Genomic DNA, 18913 nt, shown 5'->3' with positions numbered 1-18913 from the left:
GGGTCTGCCCGGTCTGCCCGGTCTGCGCGGACAGGGGAAATCAGCCCCCGACAGGTCGTCGATCCTGGTCAGGAACCGGATGCGGACTTCACCGATCCGGTGTGACCGCCTTGCCCGCGCCCGCCCGGCCGGTCGATCGCCCGGCGGGTGATGGCGGCGCCGGGCAGGCCCCGCCGCATTTCGGCCATGAACAGCGGGGAATATGCCAGGAGACTGGCCAAAAAAGCATGGTGACACTGTTTCAGTAGTCAACATACTCAAACGTATGGGGCAGTTCACCCCGCAGGAGCCGCACGGAAAGCGAGGCCCGCACCGGCAGCGAGCGACGGGGAGAAGGACGTGCACGACGAATTCCTGTGCCATGTCACCGCGTACGGGGTGTGCGACGGGCGCCGCATCGGCGTCCCGCTCGGCACCTACCGGGCTCCGACGCTGGCGCTCGCCCTGTGGTGGCTCAGGGACCGCGCCTCCTGGATCGCCGAGCGGCTCGACCCGCAGCCGGAGAGCACGAGCATCCCGCCCAGCGCCCTCGTCCCGGTCTCCGACACCGCGCCGGACGTCCCCCGCCTGCTGCGGGCCTGGTGCGCCGACGTCGGCCGGCAGGAACTGATCGCCGACGAACTGGGGGCGGGCCGGCTGGTGCGGGTCGCCGCCAGCGACGAGACCACCGAGTACGAACTGCTCGCCGAGTCCGTCGACGCCCTGCGCATGCAGCGCACCGTCCCGCCGCTGGTGATGCCGGTCGGCTGACCGGTGCCCGCCGGCCGGTCCGGGGCCTCGCGCCGGACCCCGCGCCGCCGGTCCGCGGCCCGCGGCCGGATCCGCCGCGGGACCTCCCACCGGACTTCCCGCCGGGCCTTCCACCGGGCTTCCCGCCGGATCTCCCGCACGGCGCACGAGGGTGCGAATCGATAGAATTCCGGCATGGCGGAGTCGCCGATCACGTCCACCGCGCCCGAACTCGTGCTGGAGACCGAGACGGGCACCACGGTGATGATCCCGAGCCACGACTACCACGTCGGCCGCGACCCGCTCAGCGACATCGTCCTCGACGACGCCCGCGTCTCCTGGCACCACGCGGTCCTGCGGCCGGACGGCGACCACTGGACCCTCGCGGACGAGCACAGCACCAACGGCACCTACACCGACGGCCGCCGGGTCCGGGAGCGGAGCATCGGCCCCGGCAGCGTCATCCGCTTCGGCAGCCCGGACGACGGCCCGTGCGCCGTCCTGACCGGCCGCCCGCCGCCCGCACCGCCACGCCCCTCCGCGGTGGCCGACCCCGCCGTGACGGGGACGTTCCGCCGGCCCACCACCGTCCGCCCGCTGCCCACCCGCACCGTCCGCGTCGGCCGCGCCCCCGACAACGACCTGGTCCTCGACGACCTCGTCGTCTCCCGCCACCACGCCGAGCTGCGCGCCCTGCCCGACGGCACCTACGAGATCGCCGACCTCGGCAGCCACAACGGCACCTACCTCAACGGCCTGCCCGTCACCGCCGCCCCCCTCGGGGCCGGGGACATCGTCGGCATCGGCCACTCGGCGTTCTGCCTGATCGGCGACGAACTCCAGGAGTACGTCGACACCGGAGAGGTCTCCCTGGACGTGCAGGACCTCACCGTCGCCGTCGACCGCGGCCGCAAGGTCCTCCTCGACCACGTGTCCTTCCCGGTGGGGGAGAAGTGCCTGCTCGCGGTCGTCGGCCCCAGCGGCGCCGGCAAGTCCACCCTGCTCGGCGCCCTCACCGGACAGCGTCCCGCCGACCACGGCACCGTCGTCTACGACGGCCGCGACCTCTACCACGACTACGCCGAACTGCGGCAGCGCGTCGGCCTGGTCCCGCAGGACGACATCCTGCACGCCCAGCTCACCGTCCGCGCCGCGCTGACCTACGCCGCCGAACTGCGCTTCCCCCAGGACACCGCCAGGACCGAACGCCGGGCGCGCGTCGAGGAGGTCATCCGCGAACTGGGCCTCGAACAGCGCGCCGACCAGAGCGTGCACAGCCTCTCCGGCGGCCAGCGCAAACGCGTCAGCGTCGCCCTGGAACTGCTGACCAAGCCGTCCCTGCTCTTCCTCGACGAACCGACCTCCGGACTCGACCCCGGCATGGACCGCTCGGTGATGCACATGCTGCGCGGCCTCGCCGACGACGGCCGCACGGTCGTCGTCGTCACCCACAGCGTCCTCAGCCTCGACGTCTGCGACCGTCTCCTCGTCCTCGCGCCCGGCGGCCGGATCGCCTACTACGGTCCGCCCGACGACGCCCTCGCCTTCTTCGGGTTCGCGGACTGGCCCGAGGCCTTCGAGGCCTTCGAACGGGACCGGGACCGCGACTGGGCCGGGGAGTACGCCGCCTCCCCCCTCCACCGCCGTTACGTCGTCGACTCCAGCGCCCAGCCGCTGCTGCCCCACTCCGACGCGGTCGCCGTACCGGCGCCGCCCCGCCCGCGCAGCCGCGGCGCCCAGCTCGGCACCCTCGTGCGCCGCTACACGGCGGCGCTGAGCGCCGACCGCACCTTCCTCGTCATCATGATCGCCCTGCCGTTCGTGATGGGGGCCATGGCCCGCGCCCTCGCCGGCGACCGGCTCACCCGGGACACCGCGATGAACGCGCTGCTGATCCTGTGCGTCGGGGGCGTCCTCACCGGCGCCGCCAACGCCGTGCGCGAACTCGTCAAGGAACGCGTGATCTACCAGCGCGAACGCGCCGTCGGCCTGTCCAGATCGGCGTACCTGATGTCGAAGGTGGTCGTGCTGGGCGCGGTCACCGTCGTGCAGGCGGTCGTGCTCACGCTCGTCGCCCTGCTCGGCGTCGACCTCGGCGCCCCCGGCGGGCAGGGCGTGCTGATGCCCCCGCTGGCCGAGATCACCGTCGCGGTCGCCCTGCTCTCCTTCACCGCGATGATGCTCGGCCTGCTGGTCTCCGCCCTGGTGCGCAAGGAGGAGGTCACCATGCCGCTGCTGGTGCTCCTCGCCATCGTCCAGGTCGTCTTCTGCGGCGCCCTGCTGTCGCTGGACGGAGTGCCGGGCCTCGAACAGCTCGCCTGGCTCGTCCCCTCCCGCTGGGCGTTCGCCGCCATGGCCGGCACCCTCGACCTCGCCCGGATCGTGCCCGGCGGCCTCACCGGTGACCCGCTGTTCGCCCACTCGGCGGGAGTGTGGCTGCTCGACGTGGGCATGCTCGTCGTGCTCTCGGCCGTCTTCGGATTCGCGGTCTCCCGGCTGCTGCGCCGGCACGAACCCGCCGTGATGCGGAAGTAGGACCGCGATGACGCACCCCGGCTTCCGGCCCACGCACGTCGTCCCCCAGCAGGGCATGCCCGCCTGGGAGACCCCCGACCCGGACCGGCCCACCGTCCCCCTCGACCCGTTGCTGCCCGTCCGGCTCGTCGAGCGGCGCGGCGACTGGGGACACGTGCTGTGCTCCAACGGCTGGTCGGCCTGGGTGGACGGCCGCTGCCTCGTCGCCGTGCCCCAGGACCCGCCGCTCCCCGACGACCCCCTCGCCACCACCGCCGACCCGCGCCCCCTGCTCGGCCGCACCGAACAGGCCCTCGCCCGCTACCGGGCCGCGGTCGAGGAACTCGCCACGGGCGGCCTCGACGGCGAGACCTTCCGGCGCCGCACCCGGGGCCTGCGGATCGGCGCGGTCGTCGACGGCGAGTCCGTCTGGCTCTACGACCCCGCCCAGCACCGCTGGGTGTACGGCGACGGCAGCCGGCTGAGCACCTACGCCGTCGACGACCCGCCCGCCGCGGTCCGGGACGGCGGCCCCGACGCCGGTCCGCATGCCGGTCCGCACGGCGGCCCCGACGCCGGCCCGGACGCCGGCCCCGACAGCGTCCCCGACATCGGCCACGCCCCGACCCGGGTCGTGACGCCCGACGGTGAGCGCCGATGACCCGCGAGACGACGAGCCTCTTCTCCGGCCGGCCCTCCGAGCTGATCGGCCGCCAGGTGGCGGGCTACCGCATCGAGCAGGAGATCGGACGCGGCGGCATGGCCGTCGTGTACCGCGCCCGCGACCTGCGCCTGGAACGGACCGTCGCGCTCAAGCTGCTCGCCCCCGAACTGGCCCGCAACGACACCTTCCGCAAGCGTTTCACCCACGAGTCCCGGGTCGCCGCCGCGATCGACCACCCGCACATCGTGCCGGTCTTCGAGGCCGACGAGACCGACGGGCTCCTCTACATCGCCATGCGCTACGTCCCCGGCGGCGACCTGCGCCACCTCCTCGACGACCACGGGCCCCTGCAGCCGGCCACCGCCACCCGGATCGCCGCCCAGGTCGCCTCCGCCCTCGACGCCGCCCACGAGCACGGCCTCGTCCACCGCGACGTCAAACCCGGCAACATCCTCGTGGACCGCGGCACCGACAGCGACCACCCCGAACACGTCTACCTCACCGACTTCGGCCTGACGAAGAAGTCGCTGTCCCTGACCGGCTTCACCACCGTCGGCCAGTTCGTCGGCACCCTCGACTACGTCGCCCCCGAGCAGATCTCCGGCCGCCCCGTCGACGGCCGCTGCGACGTGTACGGGCTGGCCTGCGTCGTCCACGAGACCCTCACGGGCCACCCGCCGTTCCGCCGCGACGACGACATGGCCCTGCTGTGGGCCCACCAGTACGACGAGCCGCCCCCGCTCACCACCGCCCGCCCCGACCTGCCGCCCGCCGTCGACGAGGTCTTCGCGCGGGCCCTCGCCAAGTCCCCCGACGCCCGCCACCCCACCTGCCTCGCGTTCGTCGCCGCCCTGAGGACGGCCCTGCTGTCCGGCTCACCCCGCCGGCACCCGCCGACGGAGGCGGCCCGCGGACCCGCGGCGGCGGAGCCGGACCGCCCCGAACCCCCGCCCCGGTGGGCGGCCCCGGTCTTCACCCCGCGGGACGACCGCGCCCGGGACGACCGCGCCTGACGTGCCCTAACGAAGGTCCGTCCTTCCCCGGCCGGCTCTCCCGCGGGCCCACAGCCCGACCAGGAAGCCGGCGACCAGCCCCCACAGCGCGGCGAGGCCCAGCGCCGACCACACCTCGGGGCGCAGGAACAGGTCACCGGTCAGGCCCGTGCCGCCCAGGTCGCTGATGCCGAACAGCGTCAGGCCGTAGTGCGCGGAGACCCGGCCGACGAGGCAGATCGTCAGCACCGTCAGCACCAGGGCCACCGCCATGTGCACCGCGTGCCGCCAGGCCGGCGTCCGGGCCGGGGAGCGGGCCGCCGTCACGAACGCCGCCGCCGGCAGCAGCACCGCGTCCACGGCGACCAGCCACCACACCCGGCCGTCCTGCTCCCCGAGCGTGCGCAGGTTCAGCACGGCGGTGTCCGAGCCGCGCAGCACCTCGTCCAGCACGTGCGGCACCGGCAGCCCGAACGGCCCCCGCACCCGCCCCTCCCAGGTGGCGCCCAGCCCGACGGTGAACGCGAGCCACACCAGGTTGGGCAGACCCAGCAGCACCACGGCGAGGGTCTGCGCGGCACGGCCGCGCACCGCCGCGGTCACCAGCGCGACGACCACCCCCAGCGCGACGCACGCGAGCAGCAGCACGACCATCGCGTACGCCGCCGGGCGCACCGACTCCTGGAAGCGCAGCAGCCGCGGCGGCAGCGGAGCCCCGCGGGAGACCAGCAGCGCCAGCACCAGCACGCCGGCCAGCCACAGCAGCCCGAACAGCAGGGTCAGCGGCACATCGGTGGTGAAACCGGCCTTCGGGGTCACGCCGAACACCTCCCCGAGGTCGTTCAGCGTGTCGTCGCCCAGCGACACCGCGAACGTCCGGCGGGCGGCCAAGGCCACCGCCGCCAGGCCGAGGAGCCACACCACGGCGATCCGGGCCGCCCAGCCGCCGAGTTCGGCGGCCGAGGCGACCGCCCGGTGCCGCAGCGGCCGCAGGAACCCGGCGGCGGCCACCAGGACGCCGACGAGCGTCACGGACAGCGGGATCACCGTGAGGTCCGCCCGCGTGCCGGCGATCCCCCCGGCATCGCCGGAGAGTTCGACCACGCCCCCGACCGCGGTGACGACGGTCGCCGCGACCACCCTCGGGTAGGCCCCGCCGGGCAGGTCGGTGGCGCCGGCCGCCCACAGGCCCAGCGCGGCCGTGACCCCCATGGTGATCAGCGCGGCCAGCGCCACGGCGACCGCCGGCCCCCAGCCGTGACGGGACGGCGCCTGGCCGGGGGGGAGGTTCGGGCTCACCCCCGCCACGCTAGGCAGGGCCCGGCCCGCACGCCTGCCGGGAGGGCCGTCCGCGTCCACTTGCGGAGAAAGGAGGACGAGGGCACACAATGAAGAGGTAGTGGACCAGAGCGGCGTGCGGTGTTGCGCAGGCGGCGTCGCGGGAGATCCCGTCGGGAGTGCTCGTGAGTGTCGAACCGCCCTCCTCCGGCCGCCCCTCCGGCCCGCCCTCCGGCCCCCTGTCCGGCCCCTCGCAGCCGCCCTCCGGCCCGCCCGCCCCGCCGCCCGGCGGCACCTCGGGCGGCTCGACCTCGCCCGGCGGCGCGCCCGGGCCGAACAGGCCGTGGTGGAGATCCGCGTCGCGCGTCGCACTGCTCGCCACCGCCCTCGTCGTCGCGGCCGCCGTCGCGATCGTCCTGGCCACCCGCTCCGGCGGTGGCGGCTCCGGCGGCGGCAGCGAGGTCTTCCTCCAGGCCGCGGGCACGACCGGCCCGGACCCCTTCACCGAGTCCGCCGCCACCGGCAGCCCGCCCCCACCCGCCGGCACGGCCCCGGCGACCGCCTCCGCACCCGCCAACGCCCTACGGGGCGTCGACGGCGGCGCCCCCGGCCTGTACGGCGGTACCCGGGACGTCACCGTCTGCGACGTGGAGAAGCAGGTCACGGCCCTGGGGGCGGACCCCGACAAGAACCGGGCGTTCGCGTCCGTCCCCGGCATCGACCCGGCGGAGGTCCCCGCCTACCTCCGCTCCCTCACCCCCGTCCAGCTGCGCATGGACACCCGCGTCACCAACCACGGCTACCGCGACGGCGCCGCCACCTCCTACCAGGCCGTCCTGCAGTCCGGCACCGCCGTCCTCGTCGACGGCCGCGGCGTGCCCCGGGTGCGCTGCGCCTGCGGCAACCCGCTGACCCCGCCCGTCGCGCAGCGGACCACCCCGAAGCGCACCGGCGACTCCTGGCCGTCGTACCAGCCCGCGAACGTCGTCGTGGTCACCCCGTCGACGACCGTGGTGGACGTCTTCGTCCTGTACGATCCCGGCGCCGAGCGCTGGTTCGCCCGGCAGCGGGGCGACACCGGCGGCAAGGACCGGCCCGCCGAGCCCCCGGCGGCCCTGCCCGAACCGTCCGCGAGCGTCACCACGCCCACACCGCCCACGTCGCCGTCCACCTCACCGCCGGCCTCCCGCAGCCCCGGACCGCCGGAGTCGACCAGCCCCTCGCCGCCCCCCGGCTCCGAGGAGCCGCCCTCCTCGCCGGGGCCCTCGGAACCCGCGCCACCCCCGCAGGACTCGGGGCCGTCGGGCGAACCGCGGACCGACGGCTCCCCGTCCTCCGCGGCGGCCGGCACCGCGTCCCGCTCCGAGCCACCCTCGGCCGACCGGTCCCCGAGCCGTTCACCTCTGCTGTGAGGCAGCCCATGGCGGCCGGACCGGGGCCGGAGGACTGCACGGCCCACTTCGGGGTAACAGCACTGGTGCAGCAGCGTCCGGCCAGGCCGGCCTCCGAGAGAGAACAGCATGATCAAGCACCTGGACGGGGCAGTGATACCCACCGGTTTCGACGTACCCGTGGAGCCGCTCCGCCGCGCGGCGCACTACACCGGTGAAACCGGCTCCATCGCCGAGGCCCGGGACTTCGCCGCCCACTTCGTCGACCAGCTCAGGACGGAGTGGTGCGCGGGCATGGACGACCGCTTCGGCGACGACGTCATGCTGGTCGTCAGCGAGCTGGTCACCAACGCCGACCGGCACAGCAACGGCCCCTACATCCTGGAGCTGGAGGGCACCGACACCTCGGTGACGGTCGCCGTGTACGACAGCAGCGACCGGCTGCCGCTGCGCTTCCCCAAGGATCCCCGCCGGGTGGGCCGCCACGGTCTGGAGATCGTGCACGCCATCGCCACCGAGGTCACCGTCGACCGCGTCCCGGTCGGCAAGCGCGTGCGCGCCGTCCTCGGGGTCGCCGCCGGCTGACACGCCGTGGGGCCGGCGGCCCCACGGCAGCGGGTGCCCGGCGGCCCCACGGCAGCGGGTGCTCAGGCGCAGCCGAGCTCGCCCAGCATCCCTTCGCGCAGCCGCACGATGATCCGCTTGATCAGGCGGGAGACGTGCATCTGGGAGCAGCCGAGCCGCTCCCCGATCTCCGCCTGGGTGGCCTCCTCCACGAACCGCAGATGGATGATCTGCCGGTCGCGCTCGCTCAGCTCCGCCATCAGCGGAGCCAGCGAGTGGAAGTCCTCGACGAGCCGCAGGCCCTCCTCCTCCACCCCGATGAAGTCGGCCAGCACCGCTTCGCCGCCCTCGGGCCCGTCGCCGGTGAGGGCGGCGTCCAGGGAGGAGGAGTTGTAGCCGTTGGAGGCGATCTGCGCCTCGATCACCTCGGGTTCCGTGAGGTTCATCAGCGTGGCCAGCTCGGCGACGGTCGGGTCCCGGTCGAGGCGGCTGGAGAGCTCGTCGCGGGCCTTGGCCAGCTCCACCCGCAGCTCCTGGAGCCGCCGCGGCACGTGCACGGCCCAGGTCGTGTCCCGGAAGAAGCGCTTGATCTCCCCCACGATGTAGGGCAGCGCGAAGGAGGTGAACTCGACCTCGCGCGAGATCTCGAACCGGTCGATCGCCTTGATCAGGCCGATCATCCCGGTCTGGACGACGTCGTCCATGTCGTCGCCGCGGCCCCGGAACCGGCCGGCCGCGAACCGCACCAGCGACATGTTCATCTCGATGAGGGTGTTGCGCGCGTACTGGTACTCGTGCGTCCCCTCCTCCAGCTCCGTCAGCCGCCGGAAGAACTGGCGCGACAGCTGACGCGCGTCGCGGGGGGCCACGCGCCCGGGGTCCTCGATTCCCGGCAGTGGCGCACCACCCGTGCCGGCCCCGGCGGTGTCCTCGACGACCTGTGCCTGCGACCCGATCACGGCGGTGTGCATTACCTCTCCCACGAAAGTCACGGTTCGACATTCTCTGTGCGCACGGTGTGAGCGAACCGGGTGCGGCAGGCCCACGCGAGGGCGACTACCCCGAGTCGGCGCACCCATGCACATGAAAACGTACCGGTTTTTTCCGCCGTGCCCCGCCGGGGGTCCGGGCGTGATTTCCCTGAGGGCGGAACGCCGGAGGTCTTCCCGCGGCGGCCGGTCCTCCTAGGCTGGGACGGTGAGCAACCAAGCGCCGAACCACGCCCGCGTGATCCCGCTGCGCCCCCCGGCGGAGCGCGCCGCCACCGCCCGCCCCGCCGACCGGCCGCCCACCCCCGGGGAGTCCCTCAGAGAACCCCTCTGGCGTGACCTCGTCGGCGACGTCCTGCGCCGCGAACGCCGGTCCCAGGGGCGCACGCTGCGGGACGTCGCCGACACCGCCCGTATCTCCATGCCGTACCTGTCGGAGGTGGAGCGCGGCCGCAAGGAGGCCTCCTCGGAGGTCCTGGCGGCCGCCGCCCGCGCGCTCGGCCTGAGCCTCGGCGACCTGCTGGCGCGCGCCCAGGGCGAGTTGGTCCGGCTCACCGCCCGGACCTCGCACCCGCGCCGTACGACGACGACCACGTCCTCGCTCGACGGACTCTGCCTGGCCGCCTGACGGCACGACCGGGCCGGTGCCTCAGCCCCGTACGGGGCGCCGGCTCAGCACCTCGTCGGCCAGGCCGTACGCCACGGCCTCCCGCGCGGTGAACACCTTGTCGCGGTCCATGTCCGCGCGCAGGGTCGCGGTGTCGTGGTGCGTGTGCCGGGCCAGCACCTCCTCGACCTGGGCGCGGACGCGCACCATCTCCTTGGCCTGGAGCGCCAGGTCCGACACCGTGCCCTGCCGCCCGCCGCTGGCGGGCTGCCCGAGCAGCACCCGCGCGTGCTCCAGCACGAACCGCCGCCCGGGGTCCCCGCCCGCCAGCAGCACGGCCGCGGTGGAGGCGGCCTGGCCGACGCAGAACGTGGCGAGGGGGGCCTGGACGAACGTCATCGTGTCGTAGACGGCCATCAGCGAGGTGAACGAGCCGCCGGGGGAGTTGATGTAGATCGCGATCTCGCTCTCCGGCGCCGACGACTCCAGGTGGAGCAGTTGCGCGATCACGACGTTGGCGACGCCGTCGTCGATCTCGCTGCCGAGGAAGATGATCCGCTCGGCCAGCAGCCGGCTGTAGACGTCGTAGGACCGCTCGCCCCGCGGGGTGCGCTCCACCACGTTCGGGATCGTGTACGTCCCCATGTCAGAGCCCCGTCCGTCGCTTCGAGGCGGCCGGGCGGATGTCGGCCAGCGACTCCACCACCCGGTCGACGATGCCGTACTCCCTGGCCTCCTCGGCCGTGAACCAGCGGTCGCGGTCCCCGTCCCGGGAGATGGTCTCGGGGCTCTGACCGGTGTGCTCGGCGGTGATCCGCTCGATGGTCCGCTTGGTGAACTCCAGGTTCTCGGCCTGGATCTCGATGTCCGCGGTGGTGCCGCCGATACCGGCCGACGGCTGGTGCATCATGACGCGCGCGTTCGGCAGCGCGTACCGCTTGCCGGCCGTGCCGACGCTCAGCAGGAACTGGCCCATGCTGGCCGCGAACCCCATCACCAGCGTCGAGACGTCGTTCGGGATGAGCCGCATCGTGTCGTAGACGGCCAGGCCCGCGTGGACCGAGCCGCCGGGGCTGTTGACGTACAGGCTGATGTCGGTGCGCGGGTCCTCGGCCGACAGGATCAGCAACTGCGCGCAGACCCGGTTGGCGGACACCTCGTCGACCTGGGTGCCGAGCAACACGATGCGCCGGTCGAACAGGTGGGCCGCGAGCTGGTCGTCGAAGCCGCTGTGAGGGGTGTCGCCCTCCTGGGCCCGTGGCAGCAGGGCCGGCGCGGGACCGGCGAGGTGTCGGGACATGGGTGCTCCTTGTCGAGGGGGAGTGCGGCGGCGTCGGCCGCCGTGCCACTCCACTCTCGGCACGGGACCGCCCCCGTGGCGGATTCCCCTGCCCTGGGCAGATTCGCCGACAGCAGAGGCCTTCGGCCGGTGCCGTCGCGGGCGGTTCCCGGACGGCCGCGGACCTGACCGGTCCGGACGGCCGCGGACCTGACCGGCCTGGCCCGGACCGAAACAGGGGTGCCGTCGAGCGATGAGTCACGGGCGTCGCGCCGGTCGACACTGATGACCGCGTTCCTCGCACCCTCGCGCTCCTGGAGGAAGCATGACCACCGACGGATTCACCACGTGCCTCTGGTTCGACGGCCGGGCGGAGGAAGCCGCCCACCACTACGCGTCGATCTTCAAGAACTCGAGCGTCGGCACCGTCACCCGCTACACCGAGGCCGGGCCGGGGCCCGCCGGCTCCGTGGTCACCGTGGAGTTCACGGCCAACGGCCAGAAGTTCGTCGCCTTGAACGGCGGCCCGCACTTCACGTTCAACGAGGCCGTCTCGTTCCAGATCGACTGCGCCGACCAGGAGGAGGTCGACCACTACTGGGACAAGCTCGTCGAGGGCGGCGGCGAGCCCGGCCCCTGCGGCTGGCTCAAGGACAAGTACGGCGTGTCCTGGCAGGTCGTGCCCACCGAACTGATGCGGATGCTCACCTCGCCGGACCAGGAGAAGGCCGCCCGCGCCACCAAGGCCATGCTCGCCATGGGCAAGCTCGACATCGCCGCCCTGCGGAAGGCCTACGAGGGGGAGGGGGAGTAGGTGGACGAGGGGCCGCCCCCTGCGGCCCCGGGCCCCCTCACCCGCCGGCCCGGGGCCCGCCGCCCGCCGGCCTCCGGCCTCCGGCCTCCGGCCTCCGGCCTCCGGCCTCCGCCAGGATCTCCTTGATCACGTGCCGGGAGTTCTCCGCCAGGGGTGGATCGGTGTCCCAGGAGAACGGCAGCTGGATCAGCGAGATCGACAGCGCCCGCCCCCGGCCGCGCGCCCGTTCGGCGTCGACCGCACCGGGAGCGCCCTGTCCCAGCTGCACCGGTGCGGCGGCACCGGCGCGGCGACGGACAGCCGCGGCCCCAGCCGCTCCGGCCAGAGCCGCTCGTGGGCCACGCTCTCCACCGCCCCCGGACACCGGGGCAGCCGCACCACCTTGTCGGCGCCCAGCCGGAACACCGCGTTCTCCGTCCCCGAGGACTCCAGCCGCTCCACCGGCAGCGACGCCCACCGCGGGAACTGCCCGGCGACGAGCCGCCGTACCAGCGCCGCGTCCCCGTCGACCTCGTCCGGACGCATCCTCACCGCACACCTGCCGCTCGTTCCAGGTGAATGGTCCGGCGGCTGTCCAGCGGGTTCACGGGCGGGCGTCCCCGTCGTGTCCGGATGCAGCCCGCCGCGCCCGGCCCCAAGCTGACTCGTGTGACTCGTCCCGGCCCCTCGGGTACCCGGGCCGTCCGTCCGAGACCCCGGCGGTGGCTGCGCGGCAGCCCCGCGCCCCGTGACCGCGGGGAACCCACGCGAAGGAGCGCATGGACATGACCGACGTATCGAGCAAGGGGCCCGATCGCGGCGACGACCGGAAGGTGCTCACCAACCGGCAGGGCCACCCGGTCCACGACAACCAGAACCAGCGCACCGTCGGCGCCCGCGGCCCCGCCACCCTGGAGAACTACCAGTTCCTCGAGAAGATCAGCCACTTCGACCGCGAACGCATCCCCGAGCGCGTCGTCCACGCCCGCGGCGTCACCGCGTACGGCTACTTCGAGGCGTACGGCACCTGGGGGGACGAGCCGATCAGCCGGTACACCCGCGCCAAGCTGTTCCAGGAGCGCGGCAAGCGCACCGACCTGGCGGTCCGCTTCTCCACGGTGATCGGCGGGCGCGACTCCTCCGAGGCCGCCCGCGACCCGCGCGGCTTCGCCGTGAAGTTCTACACCGAGGACGGCAACTGGGACCTCGTCGGCAACAACCTCGGCGTCTTCTTCATCCGGGACGCGATCAAGTTCCCGGACGTCATCCACGCCCTCAAGCCCGACCCGGTCACCTTCGAGCAGCAGCCGCGCCGCATCTTCGACTTCATGTCGCAGACCCCCGAGGCGATGCACATGCTGGTCAACCTGTTCAGCCCGCGCGGAATCCCCGCCGACTACCGCCACATGCAGGGCTTCGGGGTCAACACCTACAAGTGGGTCGACGCCGAGGGCGGGACCAAGCTGGTCAAGTACCACTGGATGCCCAAGGCCGGGGTGCGCAGCATGACCGAGGAGGACGCCGCCAACGTGCAGGCCGACTCCCTCGGCCACGCCACCAAGGACCTCTACGAGAGCGTCGCGCGCGGTGAGCACCCCGAGTGGGAGCTGCTCGTGCAGATGATGGACGACGGCGAGCACCCGGAGCTGGACTTCGACCCGCTCGACGACACCAAGACCTGGCCCGAGCAGGACTTCCCGCCCAAGGCGGTCGGCAAGATGGTGCTGAACCGCATGCCGGAGAACTTCTTCGCCGAGAACGAGCAGATCTCCTTCGGCACTGGAGTCCTCGTCGACGGCCTGGACTTCTCCGACGACAAGATGCTCGTCGGCCGCACCTTCTCCTACAGCGACACGCAGCGCCACCGGGTCGGCCCGAACTACCTCCAGCTGCCGGTGAACCACGCGAAGAACGCCGACGTGCGCACCAACCAGCGCGACGGGCAGATGACGTACCACGTGGACGGCGGCGGCGAGAACCCGAGCGTCAACTACGAACCGTCGATCACCGGCGGGCTGCGGGAGGGCCGGTACCCCACGCACGACGAACAGGGCCCGGAGATCCGCGGCCGGCTGACCCGCAGGCGCATCCCGCGCACCAACGACTACCAGCAGGCCGGTCAGCGCTACCTGCTGATGGAGCAGTGGGAGCGCGACGACCTGGTCAAGAACCTCACGGGGGCGCTCGCCGAGTGCGACCGGCCGGTGCAGGAGCGCATGGTGTGGCACTTCCTCCTGGTGGAGAACGACCTCGGCCTCAGGATCGGCGAGGGGCTCGGCATCACCCCCGAGGACGTGGCGGACCTGGAACCGCTGGCGAGCCAGGACCTGACCGAGGAGGACCGCGACCGGCTCGCCCACCTGGGCAAGAACCCGCCCCGCGACGTGGAGGGCCTCACCATGACCCACTGCGTGCCGGACGAGCGGCACGTCGTGAACCGCTGAGCGGTCGGCACGCGGACGCGCCGGGACGCCGGGACGCCGCGGCGTCGGCGGACTGCGGCGGACGTCGGCGGACTGCGGCGGGGAGAGCCGTCGCGGGGACGGGCCGTCGGCACCACGTCGGCATCACGTCGAGACGACGGGTGCCGACGGCCCGTGCGTGGGGCCCGTGCGCCCGACCCGTGCGCCCGACCCGTGCGCCCGACCCGTGCGCGATGTCTTGACGTGTACTTGTCGCAATGGCTTCATGGGAGCGCTCCCACCCCATCCTCCCGATGCCTGAGTTCCTGGCGCGCACTCCTGGAGTCGCAGTGAGAAGAGCACGCAGCACGACCCGGAAGAGGTTCCTGCCCGCCTTCGCCTCCGTCCCCGCCCCCGCTCCCGTCCTGGCCGCTCTGCTCGCACTCGCCGTCGCCCTGGGCTTCCTCGCCCCGGCCGGCGCGCGGGCCGCCGACGCCCCGCGCGCCCTCGCCACCGGCCTGCACATCAGCGGCGGCCGTCTGCTGGAGGGCAACGGCAACGATTTCGTCATGCGCGGCGTCAACCACGCCCACACCTGGTATCCCGGCGAGACGCAGTCCCTCGCCGACGTCAAGGCGCTGGGCGCCAACACCGTCCGCGTCGTCCTCTCCGACGGCCACCGCTGGACCCGGAACACCCCCGAGGACGTGGCCGCCGTCATCGCCCGGTGCAAGGCCAACCGCCTCATCTGCGTCCTGGAGGTGCACGACACCACGGGCTACGGCGAGGACGGCGCGGCCGGCACCCTCGACCACGCCGCCGACTACTGGGTCGGCCTGAAGGACGTGCTGGCCGGCCAGGAGGACTACGTCATCGTCAACATCGGCAACGAGCCCTGGGGCAACACCGCCCCGGAGGGCTGGACCGACCCGACGATCGCCGCCGTGAGGAAACTGCGCGCCGCCGGCCTCCAGCACACGATCATGGTCGACGCCCCCAACTGGGGACAGGACTGGCAGGGCGTCATGCGGGCCAACGCCCGGACCGTCTACGACGCCGATCCCACCGGCAACCTGATCTTCTCCATCCACATGTACAGCGTCTTCGACACCGCGGCGGAGGTCACCGACTACCTCAACGCCTTCGTCGACGCGAAACTCCCCCTGCTCATAGGCGAGTTCGGCGGGCCCGCCGACCAGTGGGGCGACCCCGACGAGGACACCATGATGGCCACCGCCGAACGGCTCGGCCTCGGCTATCTGGCCTGGTCCTGGAGCGGCAACACCGACCCGGTCCTCGACCTCGCCACCGACTTCGACCCGACCCGCCTCAGCTCCTGGGGGCAGCGGATCTTCAACGGCGCCGACGGCATCGCCCAAACCGCGAAGGAGGCCACCGTCTTCGGCGGCACCCCGGGCGACACCCGGGCGCCGACCGCTCCCGGCGCCCCGGTGGCCTCCGCCGTCTCGGCCACCTCCGCGACCCTCACCTGGGGCGCGTCCACCGACGACGTCGGCGTCACCGGTTACGACGTCGTGCGCATCGGCGGCGGCACCGAGACCGAGGTCGCCGCGTCCACGGCGAACACCCTCACGCTGACGGGCCTCACCCCGGACACGGCGTACACGTTCGCCGTCTACGCCCGTGACGCGGCCGGCAACCGCTCGGCGCGCTCGGCCACGGTGGACGTCACCACCGGCGAGGACGGCGGCACCCCGGGTGCGGCGTGCTCGGTCGGCTACCGCGTGGTGGGGCAGTGGTCCGGCGGTTTCCAGGCCGAGATCGCCCTGCGCAACACCGGCACGGCGGCGGTCGACGGCTGGACGCTCGCCTTCGCCTTCCCGGACGGCCAGACGGTGGCGAACATGTGGGGCGGCACCCCCACCCAGAGCGGGAGCAGGGTGAGCGTGGCCGCGGCGTCGTACACCTCGACGATCCCCGTCGGCGGTTCGGTGACCGTGGGCTTCATCGGCACCAAGGGCGCCGCGAACACGGCGCCGACCGCCTTCACCCTCGACGGCACCGCCTGCACGACCGGTTGAGCGACCCCGTCGCCGTCGGCCGGCGGGGGCACCGGACCCTCGCCGGCCGACGCGTGCCGGCCGACGCGTGCCGGCCGGCGGGCGCCGCCGGTTAACGGGCGGCCCGGCCTTGTACCGGCCCGCCCTCCCGGCCTAGGCTCACCGTCGAGCAAGCGCTTTCTCGATGAAGGGTGCGTCGTGGTGAGCGAGTCCGGGTCCGCACCGCCGTACCCGCTGCCCGGTGCCGTCGGCCTGTCCCACCTGACCGCGTACGACTGGGAGGCCGCCGACGGCGTCTGCGGCGGCAGCCCGCACCTGCACCTGGTGTGCACGGAGGCGTACGTCGTCACCGGCGGCCGGGGAGCGGTGCAGACCCTGAGCCCCGACGGCTACCGGGACGTCCCCCTGGAACCCGGATCGGTGGCCTGGTTCACGCCGGGCACCGTGCACCGCATGGTGCAGGGCGGCGGCCTGCGCGTCACGGTGCTGATGCAGAACGGCGGCCTGCCCGAGGCCGGGGACGCCGTCTTCACGTTCCCGCCCGAGGTGCTCGCCGATCCGCGCCGGTACGCGGCCGCCGCGGAGCTCCCGCCCGGCACCGGCCCGGAGGCGGCCGCGGCCGCGCGCCGGCGCCGGGACCTCGCGGTCGAGGGGTACGTCGACCTCCGGAAGGCCCTCGTCGCCGGTGACCCGGGGCCCCTCCTGGCCTTCCAGCGGGCCGCGGCCGCACTGGTGCGCGAGAGGGTGCCGGCGTGGCGCGAGCTGTGGCGGGCCGGTGCGCTCGCCGCGGCCGAACGCACCGGCGCCCAGCTCGACGCGCTGGCGGCCGGCGAGCCGTCGTACCTCGCCGGCGCGACCGCGTACGAGACCGCGCCGGCCCGGCGCGGCGGCTTCGGGATGTGCGGCCGCAGGGACGAGTACGCGCTGCCGGGCACCACTCCCGTGTGAGCCGCGCACGACGCCGTGAGCGGACCGGGGCGTACGGCCCGCCCCGGAAGGCGCGCACCCCTGCCGTGTCCCGTTCCCCGTCGTCGGCTCCCGTCGCGGCCGCCCCCGACGGTGGCGGCCGCGGCCCGCGTCAGCGGGCGGCCGTCCAGCCGTGGGCGACGTCGACGACGAGGTGGCCGTCGAGCCGCTGCACCCGGAAGGGCAGCCGTGCCCGCACCCCGAGCCCGATCTGCGTCACGCCCTCGAAGCTGCCGGCGTACCGCGTGTCGCGGAAGGTCCGGTAGCCGGCGACGTTCACGCCGGGCAGCGGCTGGGCGACACGCGCGGGGTACGTCGGGGTCCCGGTGTCGGGGTCGTAGGCGGGCGCGCTCACCCGCACCTCCAGGATCGCCCCGCCGCCCACCGGGATGAGCCGGCCGGAACCGTCCTGGTACACGCGGTCCACGTAACGGACCGAGTACCCGAGTTCACCTGCGGCCGCGCCCGGGACGTCGATGACGAGCCGGTCGTAGCAGTCGTGCCGTCCGGTCCGCGCGTCGCGCACCGGGGTCGCCGTGCCGGCGCTGTACGCCTTGTCGAGACTGCCCCAGCCGGTGGGACAGGCGGCGGCCGCCCGCGAGGCGGCGGCCGGGGCGCTCGGCGTCGCGGCCTGCGCCGGGACCGCGGCGGCCCCGAGCGTGGCCGTCATGACGGCGGCGGTGACCCAAATGGTTCTGGTTCGCACCATGATGTACCCCTGAGGGAGCGTGTGACTGTTATCAGGTGAGACAGCCCGCTTGGCCGAATGGTTGCACCGTTCGGCGGATCCGTCACCCGGACCGCCGAGCCGCGGCCCTCCACCACCGCGTCCGGGCCTCCCGGGCGGTGTCCCCGGCCTCCACGGCGCTGCCCGGCACGCGCCGCGCGATGCCGAGGAGCCGGACCCCGCGACCGTGAAGTCCCTTGAGACACCGGGGCCTTCGGGCGGCGCCTGCCGGGACCGCGCCTGCCGGGGCGGCCGGCTCACCGGGGCGGTCGCGGGTGGGATACGTTCGGCTCATGAGCGGCTGGTGGTCCTACCTGGAGGAACGGACTCGCGGCGAGGTCGACGAGAACGTACTGGGCGACCGCTACGTCATGGCGGTCGGATCCGTGTGGGAGGGACTGCGTCCGCTGGGGCTGGGCCTGCACGACGCGGAGCGGGTCGTCCACTCGCGCTACGAGGCGCTCGGCGACCGGGTACGACGCCGGCCGCCCGATCCGCTCGACCTCGCGTCACTCGCCGCGCGGGCCGCCGGACACGAGGGCCGGCCGGCCGCGATCGAGGCGTTCTGGGACGGCGACACCGTCCACGACTGGTTCGTGGTCCTGGTGGCGGTCCTCGACGATCCGGCGGGGGAGGGCCACCTCGCCGTCGTCCACCACCGCCGTGACGGGCCTCCGCCGGGCACCGTGGCCGCCGAGGCGGGACGGGCGCTCGCCGACCACCTCGGCGTGCCGTTCCACTTCGCCTCGCCCGACGTCCCCGACGACGACGCCCCGCGCTGGCGAGCCGCCCGGTGACCGTGAGGGCCCCGGTCGCGTCGGCTGCACACGTGCCCGGTCCGGCCGGCTCCGGGGCGGCACGTCCCGGCGTCCGCACCGCCCGCACCGTCCGCGGTGTCCCCGGTGCGCGTGCCGGTGCGGAGACCGCAGCCGTCGATCCGGCCGGCGCGGATGCACACTCCTGACCGGGGAGTGCGGCGGCGCGAGGCAGAGACCGG

18 protein-coding genes are annotated in these 18913 nt (G+C 74.0%); 12 read left to right on the top strand and 6 right to left on the bottom strand.

The annotated features are described in order from the left end of the window. Positions 1–339: 339 nt before the first annotated feature. The 4 genes from ACF09K_RS17435 to ACF09K_RS17420 all read left to right on the top strand — a co-directional run bounded on the left by ACF09K_RS17435 (position 340) and on the right by ACF09K_RS17420 (position 4920). Positions 340–750, top strand: coding sequence for a hypothetical protein (locus ACF09K_RS17435; RefSeq protein WP_392244418.1), 411 nt, complete (start codon positions 340–342; stop codon positions 748–750). A gap of 174 nt (positions 751–924) precedes the next feature. Then, complete coding sequence (locus ACF09K_RS17430) at positions 925–3264, top strand: FHA domain-containing protein (protein ID WP_392244417.1); 2340 nt, start codon at positions 925–927, stop codon at positions 3262–3264. A 7-nt stretch (positions 3265–3271) separates the two neighbouring features. Further along, entirely contained in the window at positions 3272–3904 is a 633-nt protein-coding gene (locus ACF09K_RS17425; protein ID WP_392244415.1) for a hypothetical protein, read from the top strand. Next, positions 3901–4920, top strand: a complete 1020-nt coding sequence (locus ACF09K_RS17420; protein ID WP_392244413.1) for a serine/threonine-protein kinase — start codon at positions 3901–3903, stop codon at positions 4918–4920. The genes ACF09K_RS17425 and ACF09K_RS17420 overlap by 4 nt, the downstream gene beginning before the upstream one ends. A gap of 6 nt (positions 4921–4926) precedes the next feature. Here the strand turns inward: ACF09K_RS17420 and ACF09K_RS17415 are convergent, their stop codons facing one another. Further along, the gene (locus ACF09K_RS17415; protein WP_392244410.1) at positions 4927–6198 is read right to left on the bottom strand and encodes a streptophobe family protein; all 1272 of its coding nucleotides are present in this window, start codon (positions 6196–6198) and stop codon (positions 4927–4929) included. A 164-nt stretch (positions 6199–6362) separates the two neighbouring features. Between ACF09K_RS17415 and ACF09K_RS17410 the strand changes: the two genes are divergently transcribed. Beyond that, a complete protein-coding gene (locus ACF09K_RS17410) occupies positions 6363–7589 on the top strand; it encodes a DUF6777 domain-containing protein (RefSeq protein ID WP_392244409.1) in 1227 nt (408 codons plus the stop codon). Positions 7590–7697: 108 nt separating this feature from the next. Then, the gene (locus tag ACF09K_RS17405; RefSeq protein WP_392244407.1) at positions 7698–8153 is read left to right on the top strand and encodes an ATP-binding protein; all 456 of its coding nucleotides are present in this window, start codon (positions 7698–7700) and stop codon (positions 8151–8153) included. Positions 8154–8215: 62 nt separating this feature from the next. Here the strand turns inward: ACF09K_RS17405 and ACF09K_RS17400 are convergent, their stop codons facing one another. After that, the gene (locus ACF09K_RS17400; protein WP_392244549.1) at positions 8216–9103 is read right to left on the bottom strand and encodes an RNA polymerase sigma factor SigF; all 888 of its coding nucleotides are present in this window, start codon (positions 9101–9103) and stop codon (positions 8216–8218) included. A gap of 226 nt (positions 9104–9329) precedes the next feature. Here ACF09K_RS17400 and ACF09K_RS17395 point away from each other — a divergent pair, with 226 nt between their 5' ends. Continuing rightward, on the top strand, positions 9330–9749 hold the full coding sequence (locus ACF09K_RS17395) for a helix-turn-helix domain-containing protein (protein WP_392244405.1): 420 nt from the start codon (positions 9330–9332) through the stop codon (positions 9747–9749). A gap of 21 nt (positions 9750–9770) precedes the next feature. On the opposite strand, the gene ACF09K_RS17390 is transcribed toward ACF09K_RS17395, so the two are convergent. Next, positions 9771–10373 carry a ClpP family protease gene (locus tag ACF09K_RS17390; protein WP_392244403.1) on the bottom strand — a complete coding sequence of 201 codons (603 nt, stop codon included), beginning with the start codon at positions 10371–10373 and terminating at the stop codon, positions 9771–9773. A 1-nt stretch (position 10374) separates the two neighbouring features. Continuing rightward, complete coding sequence (locus ACF09K_RS17385) at positions 10375–11028, bottom strand: ATP-dependent Clp protease proteolytic subunit (RefSeq protein ID WP_392244402.1); 654 nt, start codon at positions 11026–11028, stop codon at positions 10375–10377. A 304-nt stretch (positions 11029–11332) separates the two neighbouring features. On the opposite strand from ACF09K_RS17385, the gene ACF09K_RS17380 reads away from it, so the two are divergent. After that, a complete protein-coding gene (locus ACF09K_RS17380) occupies positions 11333–11821 on the top strand; it encodes a VOC family protein (protein WP_392244401.1) in 489 nt (162 codons plus the stop codon). A 186-nt stretch (positions 11822–12007) separates the two neighbouring features. Here ACF09K_RS17380 and ACF09K_RS17375 read toward each other — a convergent pair whose 3' ends face one another. Then, positions 12008–12346: a hypothetical protein gene (locus tag ACF09K_RS17375; protein WP_392244400.1), complete on the bottom strand. Its 339-nt coding sequence runs from the start codon at positions 12344–12346 to the stop codon at positions 12008–12010. Between the two features lie 239 nt (positions 12347–12585). Here ACF09K_RS17375 and ACF09K_RS17370 point away from each other — a divergent pair, with 239 nt between their 5' ends. The 3 genes from ACF09K_RS17370 to ACF09K_RS17360 all read left to right on the top strand — a co-directional run bounded on the left by ACF09K_RS17370 (position 12586) and on the right by ACF09K_RS17360 (position 17171). Beyond that, positions 12586–14244, top strand: a complete 1659-nt coding sequence (locus ACF09K_RS17370; RefSeq protein ID WP_392244398.1) for a catalase — start codon at positions 12586–12588, stop codon at positions 14242–14244. A 344-nt stretch (positions 14245–14588) separates the two neighbouring features. Next, on the top strand, positions 14589–16244 hold the full coding sequence (locus ACF09K_RS17365) for a cellulase family glycosylhydrolase (RefSeq protein ID WP_392244548.1): 1656 nt from the start codon (positions 14589–14591) through the stop codon (positions 16242–16244). A 177-nt stretch (positions 16245–16421) separates the two neighbouring features. Beyond that, on the top strand, positions 16422–17171 hold the full coding sequence (locus ACF09K_RS17360) for a cupin domain-containing protein (protein WP_392244396.1): 750 nt from the start codon (positions 16422–16424) through the stop codon (positions 17169–17171). 130 nt (positions 17172–17301) lie between these two features. On the opposite strand, the gene ACF09K_RS17355 is transcribed toward ACF09K_RS17360, so the two are convergent. Next, positions 17302–17898 (bottom strand): hypothetical protein, encoded by a 597-nt coding sequence (locus ACF09K_RS17355; protein WP_392244394.1) that lies wholly within the window; start codon positions 17896–17898, stop codon positions 17302–17304. 311 nt (positions 17899–18209) lie between these two features. On the opposite strand from ACF09K_RS17355, the gene ACF09K_RS17350 reads away from it, so the two are divergent. Next, entirely contained in the window at positions 18210–18713 is a 504-nt protein-coding gene (locus tag ACF09K_RS17350; RefSeq protein WP_392244392.1) for a hypothetical protein, read from the top strand. The last annotated feature ends 200 nt before the right edge of the window (positions 18714–18913 follow it).

The organism is Streptomyces sp. NPDC014882, assembly GCF_043081325.1.
Lineage (GTDB): Bacteria > Actinomycetota > Actinomycetes > Streptomycetales > Streptomycetaceae > Streptomyces.
The sequence above is the reverse complement of the archived record's forward strand: the minus strand, read 5'-3'. Positions and strand labels throughout refer to the sequence as shown.